The sequence below is a fragment of the Endozoicomonas sp. genome, from assembly GCF_031844845.1.
Taxonomy (GTDB): domain Bacteria; phylum Pseudomonadota; class Gammaproteobacteria; order Pseudomonadales; family Endozoicomonadaceae; genus Endozoicomonas.
Window position 1 is genome coordinate 1 of record NZ_JAVRMB020000241.1, and the last position, 8,726, is coordinate 8,726.

General features: G+C 46.0%; 11 protein-coding genes. 3 read left to right on the top strand and 8 right to left on the bottom strand.

All coding sequences use genetic code 11. From position 1 onward, the window contains the following. Window positions 1–229: 229 nt before the first annotated feature. From RM811_RS12840 to RM811_RS12850, 3 genes are all read right to left on the bottom strand, one after another. Complete coding sequence (locus tag RM811_RS12840; RefSeq protein ID WP_402524839.1) at window positions 230–475, bottom strand: nucleotidyl transferase AbiEii/AbiGii toxin family protein; 246 nt, start codon at window positions 473–475, stop codon at window positions 230–232. After that, a complete protein-coding gene (locus RM811_RS12845; RefSeq protein ID WP_402524842.1) occupies window positions 472–1,071 on the bottom strand; it encodes a type IV toxin-antitoxin system AbiEi family antitoxin domain-containing protein in 600 nt (199 codons plus the stop codon). Before RM811_RS12845 ends, RM811_RS12840 begins: the two co-directional genes overlap by 4 nt. A gap of 328 nt (window positions 1,072–1,399) precedes the next feature. Continuing rightward, window positions 1,400–1,633: a hypothetical protein gene (locus tag RM811_RS12850; RefSeq protein WP_402524845.1), complete on the bottom strand. Its 234-nt coding sequence runs from the start codon at window positions 1,631–1,633 to the stop codon at window positions 1,400–1,402. A gap of 114 nt (window positions 1,634–1,747) precedes the next feature. Between RM811_RS12850 and dusA the strand changes: the two genes are divergently transcribed. Further along, window positions 1,748–2,755 (top strand): tRNA dihydrouridine(20/20a) synthase DusA, encoded by a 1,008-nt coding sequence (gene dusA, locus RM811_RS12855; protein ID WP_402524847.1) that lies wholly within the window; start codon window positions 1,748–1,750, stop codon window positions 2,753–2,755. 85 nt (window positions 2,756–2,840) lie between these two features. Here the strand turns inward: dusA and RM811_RS12860 are convergent, their stop codons facing one another. The 5 genes from RM811_RS12860 to RM811_RS12880 all read right to left on the bottom strand — a co-directional run bounded on the left by RM811_RS12860 (window position 2,841) and on the right by RM811_RS12880 (window position 7,950). Then, a complete protein-coding gene (locus tag RM811_RS12860; RefSeq protein WP_402524849.1) occupies window positions 2,841–4,085 on the bottom strand; it encodes an MFS transporter in 1,245 nt (414 codons plus the stop codon). Window positions 4,086–4,497: 412 nt separating this feature from the next. Then, a complete protein-coding gene (locus RM811_RS12865; protein WP_402524852.1) occupies window positions 4,498–5,955 on the bottom strand; it encodes a sodium:solute symporter in 1,458 nt (485 codons plus the stop codon). Window positions 5,956–5,958: 3 nt separating this feature from the next. Then, the gene (locus RM811_RS12870; protein ID WP_402524854.1) at window positions 5,959–6,267 is read right to left on the bottom strand and encodes a hypothetical protein; all 309 of its coding nucleotides are present in this window, start codon (window positions 6,265–6,267) and stop codon (window positions 5,959–5,961) included. Next, window positions 6,264–6,971, bottom strand: a complete 708-nt coding sequence (locus RM811_RS12875; RefSeq protein WP_402524856.1) for an epoxyqueuosine reductase QueH — start codon at window positions 6,969–6,971, stop codon at window positions 6,264–6,266. The genes RM811_RS12870 and RM811_RS12875 overlap by 4 nt, the downstream gene beginning before the upstream one ends. 493 nt (window positions 6,972–7,464) lie before the next feature. Next, on the bottom strand, window positions 7,465–7,950 hold the full coding sequence (locus tag RM811_RS12880; RefSeq protein ID WP_402524859.1) for a hypothetical protein: 486 nt from the start codon (window positions 7,948–7,950) through the stop codon (window positions 7,465–7,467). A gap of 56 nt (window positions 7,951–8,006) precedes the next feature. Here RM811_RS12880 and RM811_RS12885 point away from each other — a divergent pair, with 56 nt between their 5' ends. Further along, window positions 8,007–8,240 carry a hypothetical protein gene (locus RM811_RS12885; protein WP_402524862.1) on the top strand — a complete coding sequence of 78 codons (234 nt, stop codon included), beginning with the start codon at window positions 8,007–8,009 and terminating at the stop codon, window positions 8,238–8,240. 66 nt (window positions 8,241–8,306) lie between these two features. Continuing rightward, window positions 8,307–8,480, top strand: coding sequence for a hypothetical protein (locus RM811_RS12890; RefSeq protein ID WP_402524865.1), 174 nt, complete (start codon window positions 8,307–8,309; stop codon window positions 8,478–8,480). Window positions 8,481–8,726: the final 246 nt, after the last annotated feature.

Below are 8,726 nucleotides of genomic sequence, written 5' to 3' on the forward strand. Positions count from 1 at the left end.
GATGGTTACCTGAGTTTGAAGCGCGAGGCGTTGAGTGGCACGAGCTCAGGCCTGGCAAAGAATATTCGACACTTTCTGTGATTAATGAAACCGAATATGGAAAACAGCGTTTAATTATCCGTATTATTAAACGGACAACGCAAGGAACAGGACATCCATAAATTTCTATTCGTCTAGATTGAACCATCATTTTGCTTAAGCTTTCGCTCTGGATTTATGGATGTCCTGTTTATTCAGATGATCCAATGCCCAGAAAGTCCACATCCCGGGTTGGGCGGTGCGGTATATCAAACCAGAGGTCAAACAGCAGGGCTCCTTTGAGAAGGAAATTGTCAGCGTGATCCGAGATGCTGATTCGGTACAGCAGACGTTCAAGACAAAATCGGGTAAGCACAAGACTGAAGTCCTGTTTCGTTTTGCGGGCATGATTGAGAAGACGGGCGCGCACGGAGGCGGCTGCGTTTCGTCTGGTCATGAAAGACTCTCCATATAAGGGCGCATTACATTGGCAACCCGGAACAGGACGGCGTAGCGCCACAGGTCGTCCATACTGACACGTTTATTGCCCCAGGCTTCGCGCAGAGATTCCAGTGCGACATCCAGTCCGATCTTGTTGCGAAATTTAAAACAATCAACAACGGTACGGGCGACGTTGGTCATATGAACGGTAACGCCATCTATGACATGTTCTTCTATTCCCTCGGTCAGCGCCTTACCAGAAAAACGCACGATTCGAAGTGGGGGATAATCCATTTTCGGTGATCGGTCTTTATTGGGGATGGCAAGCCAGACGTTAAAAGGCGATTGAGTAGTGAGACCATGCACACGCAGGGCAGACAGCAGACAAACGATTCCGTCGGGATATTTACTGGCGACTTCTGCCAGGGAGCCATGCTCCGACACCTGTCTGTCGGGCAGGGCATAAAGGCCGCGATCCAGCCGAATGAGCAGCCCCTCCCTCACCAGTCTGGTCAGTGCGACACGAGGCAAGCCTCGCGCAGTAATATCACGGGAGCGGATAAGCCCTTCCGATTGGGCTAAATCCAGGATTTGTTGATTGGTTCTTTTCATCTCTTAAGAATATTCCGAATTGTCGGTATTTACCAATATATACCGACATATTGGAACATCGGGGGCGAAACTGCTCTATCATCTCATGCCTCTGACCAGCTCCCGTCACTGACCGGCTACCGATGCTGTGGGGTGAGGGCAGTTCGACTTGTTGGTAAGGAACAGGACATCCATAAATTTCTATTCGTCTAGATTGAACCATCATTTTGCTTAAGCTTTCGCTCTGGATTTATGGATGTCCTGTTTATTCGCTCTGGATTTATGGATGTCCTGTTTATTTTCTCTGTTTATTTTCTGTTTATTTTTATTCTGTTTATTCTCGTCCTGTTTATTCTCGCTCAATCAGCATTTCGATGGTTATCTCACAATCTTGCCCGGCTTTTATTGAAGCGATGCTTTCTGCGCCATCTAGTTCAGACAGGCGCTTACGCTCCCAGGCTTTTGCGGTTTTTAAGCAGTTAAAAGTACGAGCGTCACGAAAGATCTCTCCTTTGATCATCTTTCTGATCTGTACGGTATGTCGCAGCTTTCCTGTCTTTGTTTTTCTTTTTACGATAGTCATAATGGTACGTTATTTTTATTCAGTAGATTGGTCTGATAATAAACCATGTAGCAAATGGTGATCGATTTCGAGGTTTTTCAGGGCATTTCAAGGTTTCCTGATGGTAAGGGGTATATGATTCAACCTGTTGTAAATAAAGAAAAAACCAGCGAATCTCTGGATCGCCGGTTCTCTGTCGCACCGATGATGGACTGGACTGATAAACATTGTCGTTATTTTCATCGAGCGTTGTCCCGGCAGGCGCTGCTTTATACCGAGATGGTAACAACCGGAGCCCTGGTTCACGGTGATAAAGACCGGTTTTTGCAGCATGATGCTGTTGAATACCCGTTGGCGCTTCAGTTGGGTGGACATGATGATAAGGATCTTGCCTTTTGTGCCAGCCTGGCGGAAGAACGAGGCTACCAGGAAGTGAATCTGAATGTGGGCTGCCCCAGTGACCGGGTTCAGAATGGTCGTATTGGTGCCTGTTTAATGGCTGAGCCTCAAACCGTGGCCAATGCCGTCAAATCAATGAAAGAGAAGGTGTCTATCCCGGTAACGGTGAAACATCGCATTGGCATTAATGGACGTGAATCCTGGCAGGAACTTGTGGACTTTGTGGGTACGGTTGCTGAAGCCGGTTGCGATACCTTTATTGTTCATGCCCGTATTGCGGTTCTGGAGGGACTTTCTCCCAAAGAGAATCGTGATGTTCCCCCCTTAAAGCCAGATTGGGTGTATGAACTGAAAACACAGTTTCCTGCCCTGAGTATTTCCATTAATGGCGGTATCAAGACGTTTGAGGAAATTGATCATCACCTTAAGCATGTTGATGGGGTGATGCTTGGTCGCGAGGCTTACCAGAATCCTTACCTTCTGTCTGAAGTGGATGGCCGGCTGTATGGTTGCCAGAAAACGACGCTGAGTCGTTTTGACGTGATTGAGAAAATGATTCCTTACATCGAGTCTGAGCTTTCGAAAGGGACGTGGCTCAGTCATATTACCCGCCATATGCTTGGGTTGTATCATGGCGAGCCCGGCGGACGACGCTTCCGCAGGTATATTAGCGAAAATGCCCATAAATCAGGCGCTGGCGTTGATGTGCTGCTTGAGGCTGTGAGGCAGGTAGAGAGTTTGTAATACCCGGTATGGAATAAGTTCTCTATTTAAAAGAATACTCCGGGCAGTGAAATCACTGCCCGGAGGGTTGAGGAATTTTGATCTCTTATTTGATGGCTTCTTCAGCGTCCGGTAGTTCTTCAGCCTCAGAACGGGGGTCAATTTGTGCGACAACTGGCGAAGTTCGGGGTACCGGTACGAAGGGGTGTTCGTCGCTGGAGTAGATGGCAGGACGATAAGCCATTCGTACCAGGAAGAATACGCCGATGATCCCCATGGTGGTGATAAAGTAGAGCATGAGACCTTCCGGTATATTACCCATAAACAGTGATGACAGCACGGGGCCAATGCAGGCGCCAAAGCTGTAAGCCAGCAGTAGTCCCTGGGTGCCGGCAACAATATCGTCGGGGTGCATGTGGTCACAACCATGGCTGATGGCCAATGGGTAAAGGGTAAAGGTGGCACCACCGAAGAGGAACAGCAGAGGAAAGTTCAGCCAGCTGTTTTCGGGGGTTAATATCAGGGCAAAACAGACAACACAGCCCGCCAGTGCCACAGAAACCAGCATTTTTCGACGATCAATAATGTCTGAGAGATAACCCACCGGGAATTGTAAAGCCATTCCTCCGAGCATGGTTACTGCCAGAAACAGGGCTACCGTATAATCATCACTGCCACTTTGATCCGCGAGGTAAATAGGCAGCATTGAGTAGAGGCCGCCTAACACCAGCCCTCCAGCAAAGCATCCGAGAACACCTGAGGGTGTCAGTTCATAGAGCTTTTTGAACCCCAGGGTAGATGCTTCCTGAATTTCCGGCGTTGGGATTCGGGTCATGGCCGGTGGGAAAATAGACAGTGACAATAGAATGCCAATCAGAATGAAGGGGATCAGGCTGCTGCTGTCCAGAAAACCGACGAAAAGCTGGCCGATGGCGTTGGCCCCATACAATGACACCATATAGAAAGAGAGCACTCTTCCCCGGTTTGAGCTGTCACTTTCACATAAAAGCCAGGACTCAACCACGACGAAAATTCCGGCAACCGCCATACCATTTATAAATCTCAGAATGAGCCATACGGTGATGTCTTCTGAGAGGGCAAGGCTTAAAACACTGGCACACAGCAGCGCCATAAAACAGGAAAAAGAACGGATATGACCTACCCGGCTGACAATGCTTTCTGAACGGAATGACCCCGCCAATAATCCCAGGTAGTAAACCGTTCCCATTAAGCCAGCCATAAAGTCATTGCCACCTGCTGCATTGATTCTTAAGGGAATCAGCGTCATCAGGTATCCGCTGGCGAGTGCGAAAATAAACATACCTGACAGTGGCGCAACAAAACGAGTCATAGTTTGTAGCTCGATAACGGTGTTTAAAAGTAGAGTAGATGCGCTCTGGCAACAGGCTCTGATAACAGTGTTGTGTCGTCAATAAAACTACCGGGCTGTTGTCTTAAAATGAGCATTTTATTTCAGGTTTTATCGGCCTGAGAGGAAAGCTGGATAGAGAAATTTTAACGGTTAAATAAAGGCATTCTGAAGAAAGCTTCGGTTCAGATAATTATGGCTCAAAATCAAAAATATTGATGAACTCTTCATAACCGGAATCGAGGCATATCTCATGTGAAAATGCTCACAAGTGTTCTCAAGAGTTTTGGTGTTGGTAAGAGCCATCGGGATGAACAATATGACCTTTCAGCAGGGCCTGATTTTCCGGGCGGATAGTGATACCAATGGCTTTCGTTATCCAGTTGCTGATGGATTATTTCGGAAGGCGCGGGTCATTGTTATTCTCCGGTGGTGCCTGCTTTAGTATGAAATGAACGCATCCCATCAGCATCACATTACCAACTAGAGCTATCAGCCCGGCGTTAACTCCGTATATCTGTTTGACGCCCATCACAAGCATGGCGGCAAGAATCGTGAGGCCGGAAACCAGACCAGCCATAACGGGGGCTGATGATACCTTGCGCCAGTGCAGGGCAATGACAACAGCAGGGAAGCATTGAATAAGCAGTTCCAGCTTAAGTTCCATAAGACGCCATAAGGTAATATCCCGATAAAGCGCCAGCATGGAAATAAGGGCCATTAAAATAATGGTAATGGTTGTATCGTACCTGAGGCCTTCCCGTTTCGTGTTTTTCAACAGGTCATGACGAATCATGGAAACCACAGAAAGCAGAACGGAGTCTGCGGTGGACATGATGGCCGCCAGAATGGCCAGCAGTACCATCATGGCGCTGAACCGGTTCCAGGTATTACTGGCAGCCCAGTGCTCCAGTAGCCTGGGAAGTACCTGGTCTGCCTGAAATCCCGGATCAAGGTTGAATAAAGGAATCGCAACCCAGCCGGTGAATAGAAATATGGTGCTGGTAAAGAGGGCAACAACGCCCATAGCCGCCAATGAGTGGTAGAGGGCTTTGTCTGAGGACGCTGCAAAAATCCGCTGTAATGTTTGTGGATAGATGGTGACGGATAAGCCACCAAGAAACATCAGGCTGAACCATTGAATCATGATTGTTGGCCCGGGAATCTGAATGCTTTCCGGTCGTTGCCGGGCGATGGTTGTTGAAAGCTGTGCCATTCCCCCGGAGGTTTCTATAATCCAAAGTCCAAGACAGGTGAAGCCTGCCAGCATAATCAATCCCTGGATCATATCAGTCCACGCAACCGCCCGTAGCCCGCCAAGAATATCGTAGGTCAGAATAACGAACGCAAAACCCAGAACGCCCAATTCATATGGAATGGTTTCCCGGGTCATGACAACAATGATTTCTCCCGCTGCTTTTAACTGGGCAAATAAGAAGTTCCCGAGGGAGAGAATCAGAACAGTGGCGACCAGGACTCTAAGCGCATGGGCATCTGAACCAAAGCGATAGCGAATCCAGTCTCCGGGGGTAATAAAGTGATGTTTGACACTCAGAGGCCTGAGTTTGGGAACCACCAGATGGAATGAGGTTGTAATGGCCGCAACCAGACCTGCAAACATCACCCAGGTAAAACCGGTACGATAGGCCTGACCACTGACCCCAAGAATATTACCACTGAATGTCGTGGCATAGATGGTCAGGAAAAGCACCATAAAGCCGAGGGAGCGGTTAGCCAGATAGTGATCGGTGGCATTGCGCTGAAGACTGCTGCGTCTGGCCTTGATACAAATGGGTATCAGGATGAGCAGGTAAACGGCAATGTTGAGCAGGCTGAAAGCAATGGCTGGCATGGATTATTGATCTTGTTCGCTATCCGAAGAACAGGTTGCCCAGATGAAAATATTAATCAGGGGAATCAGTGTATAACAGAACAGTGCTACTGCTACCCAGTCAGGTAAGCCATCAATGAAACGGTATGTGCCGGAGTCCTCTCCTTCTCGATACCAGGGTACAGAGATTGCCAGCAGTATTGGTAATAGACAGGTAAGCGTTACCCGGATAATCGGTTTCATTTCTATTGGTATCTGTTCAGGACAAACGGAAATGGCTATTAAATTTAATTTATCAATATAGACCCTATTGTTGATGTTATTTAATGTCATGAAGATTTTGCAATAATTAAATCGTTATCTTCTTTGTTTTGACCATAAAAATTCACCAGTCTTTTTATCCGGGTGCGCCCCTGAGACATTCTGTAGTGGTTGGTGTCCCGTAAACTGTATACGCAGCCACAGTACTCCTGCTGATAGAATGCTTCCTGTTTTGAGAGTTCAATCATTCTCTGGCTGCCGCCCTGCTTACGCCAGTTGTAAGTCCAATAGGTAACTCCGGGATAATGCCCGGCTGATCGGATACCGCAATCGTTGATTTGCTCCATGTTCTTCCAGCGTGATATTCCCAGTGTGCTTGAGATAACCGGGAAACCATGTTCGTGAGCGTACAGGGCAGTCCGTTCAAATCTCATATCAAAGCAGACGGTACAGCGCTGGCCTCGTTCCGGTTCATTTTCCAGTCCTCTGGTTCGGTCAAACCAGTTGTCGGTATCGTAATCAGCATCAATAAAAGGGATGGAGAGCTTGTCACAGAAACGTTTGTTTTCATCCTTGCGCAGCCGGTACTCCTCGGCAGGATGAATATTGGGGTTATAAAAGAATACGGTCTGCTCAATGCCAGAAGCCTGAACCGCTTCCATGACTTCTCCGGCGCAGGGAGCGCAACAGGAGTGAAGCAATACTTTTTCAGTGTCCTCTGGAGTACCCAGAACCGGTCTCTGATAATTTTCAAGAGAGAGAGGATTATCCTTCATGGTAACCCCATGGTTGATTCAGTTCAGAATTAAGTAAAAACATCTCAAACCAGTGTAGATGATGGTGGTTCTGTATAGAGGAAAAACTGTTGCTGTTATTTTTGGGAGCTGTCCCGAAATAACTTCCTCTTTCACCACAGAGGCACGGAGGACACGGAGGAATAAAGAAAGTCTTTCCTCTGTGTCCTCTGCGTCTCTGTGATGAGCAAAACAGGGGAGTTATTTACAGACAATTTCGTAACTATTCAGCACCCTCAGATGAATTTTAAATTCATCTAAATTGAGCTGTACCAAAGAATTCAAAGTAACAACACACTTACTCTATTTTTTAATTTCCGGTATTTTTTGATGAAATACATCAAAATATATGGGGACTAAAGTTCTGTTAATCAATATGTAGTGCTTATGACTCTTTGGACAACACAAGATGTGCTACGAACAGGGTGCTGAATAGTTACGATGGCTGAAGCATTCAAACTCCTGAAAGGCGTTTTTATTTACTGATGTTATTTAACACTTGTTCCAGCTCATCAAAAATTATCTTCCTGACAGCATCTGCATCTTCCTCTGCCGCCAGAACGTCTGCCAGCCTGTCAGGAATGGCCAATAATTCATCCCGAATAATTCTCCCTGCTTTGAATGCGTCCTCCCTTACCTTGGAAGCATCGGTTAGCTGACCACTCTTTTCCTCATATTCCAGTTTTGCCAGCTTTGCCTTGAAAGCCTCCCGCATGGTTCTGGCGGTAACAAAGTCCACCGCACCGCCTGCAGGATTGCTACCGGGAGAAATAACTTCAAGCTGGTTTTCCTTTCTTAGCAAGGTTACCGGGTCTGCATTGGCTTCCATTGCAGCCAGGGCTTGTCTGGTATCTACCTTTCTATCCTTTAACTTAATGATCCCTTTTTTAACTAATTTATGAACATAACTTTTATTAAATCCCTGCTCTCTGGAGAATTGTGCTTGGGATATTAAAGCCATTTTATTCTGCCACTGTCATATAATTATTTTGTAAATCTTAATAAAGGAATAATTAAATGAATAGAATACTCCTAAACAAAGAAACAAATAGAGAAGATCTCTTATTAGCCATATCCGATGAACTGGTAGAACTGGAGGATCACGAAGAAGAAATCAGAGAACTTTTAGATTTCTTTATGAATGATCCAGAAAGCTTAGAAACCGACACAGGAGTTAATTACTCCGATGTTGCCAAACTTAGAAGTTCAATAGATGAAATAAAAATCTTTTTATTTAAATTTAGTCGTTAATTACCTTGATTGTACGGCGCATGACTTATAATTAGGATGTAAGTTCAATAAATGGAGTTACAAAAAATGAATAAATTAACCAATACCCAGAAGAACCTTATCAAGAAATATGCTCATACTGGTTTCATTCCTTTATCAGCTTTTACCAAGAACAAGAAAACCATTAATGCCCTTGAGAAATTCAAGATGGTTAAAATGGCTGGTAAGGATGAAGATCAAGTTTGTGGATTTGTGGAATAACCGATCAGGGTATGGAAGCCATTCGAGAGTTTGGCTAGTTCATTCTTTTGTTTCTGATATTCCTTGTTGGCAGCACTAACGGATTTTTTAGCGGAGTCCTCTGCCCAGGGCTTACGCATCAAATAAGTACTATGGAGCTTAATAATTCCTCAAGCTTTCCATTGTCCCAACCAGCAGCTAACCGTTTAAGTTTTATACTGTCGTTGGTTTCCGTGTCCTGAGTGTGGATATTCAGTGCGATCCGGT

What these genes read in the sequence shown, in the direction of transcription:
- RM811_RS12845 (WP_402524842.1), bottom strand. Translation starts at nt 1,071, where the DNA reads ATGAAAAGAACCAATCAACAAATCCTGGATTTAGCCCAATCGGAAGGG.
- RM811_RS12875 (WP_402524856.1), bottom strand. Translation starts at nt 6,971, where the DNA reads ATGAAGGATAATCCTCTCTCTCTTGAAAATTATCAGAGACCGGTTCTG.
- RM811_RS12860 (WP_402524849.1), bottom strand. Translation starts at nt 4,085, where the DNA reads ATGACTCGTTTTGTTGCGCCACTGTCAGGTATGTTTATTTTCGCACTC.
- RM811_RS12880 (WP_402524859.1), bottom strand. Translation starts at nt 7,950, where the DNA reads ATGGCTTTAATATCCCAAGCACAATTCTCCAGAGAGCAGGGATTTAAT.
- dusA (WP_402524847.1), top strand. Translation starts at nt 1,748, where the DNA reads ATGATTCAACCTGTTGTAAATAAAGAAAAAACCAGCGAATCTCTGGAT.
- RM811_RS12850 (WP_402524845.1), bottom strand. Translation starts at nt 1,633, where the DNA reads ATGACTATCGTAAAAAGAAAAACAAAGACAGGAAAGCTGCGACATACC.
- RM811_RS12890 (WP_402524865.1), top strand. Translation starts at nt 8,307, where the DNA reads ATGAATAAATTAACCAATACCCAGAAGAACCTTATCAAGAAATATGCT.
- RM811_RS12885 (WP_402524862.1), top strand. Translation starts at nt 8,007, where the DNA reads ATGAATAGAATACTCCTAAACAAAGAAACAAATAGAGAAGATCTCTTA.
- RM811_RS12840 (WP_402524839.1), bottom strand. Translation starts at nt 475, where the DNA reads ATGACCAGACGAAACGCAGCCGCCTCCGTGCGCGCCCGTCTTCTCAAT.
- RM811_RS12865 (WP_402524852.1), bottom strand. Translation starts at nt 5,955, where the DNA reads ATGCCAGCCATTGCTTTCAGCCTGCTCAACATTGCCGTTTACCTGCTC.
- RM811_RS12870 (WP_402524854.1), bottom strand. Translation starts at nt 6,267, where the DNA reads ATGACATTAAATAACATCAACAATAGGGTCTATATTGATAAATTAAAT.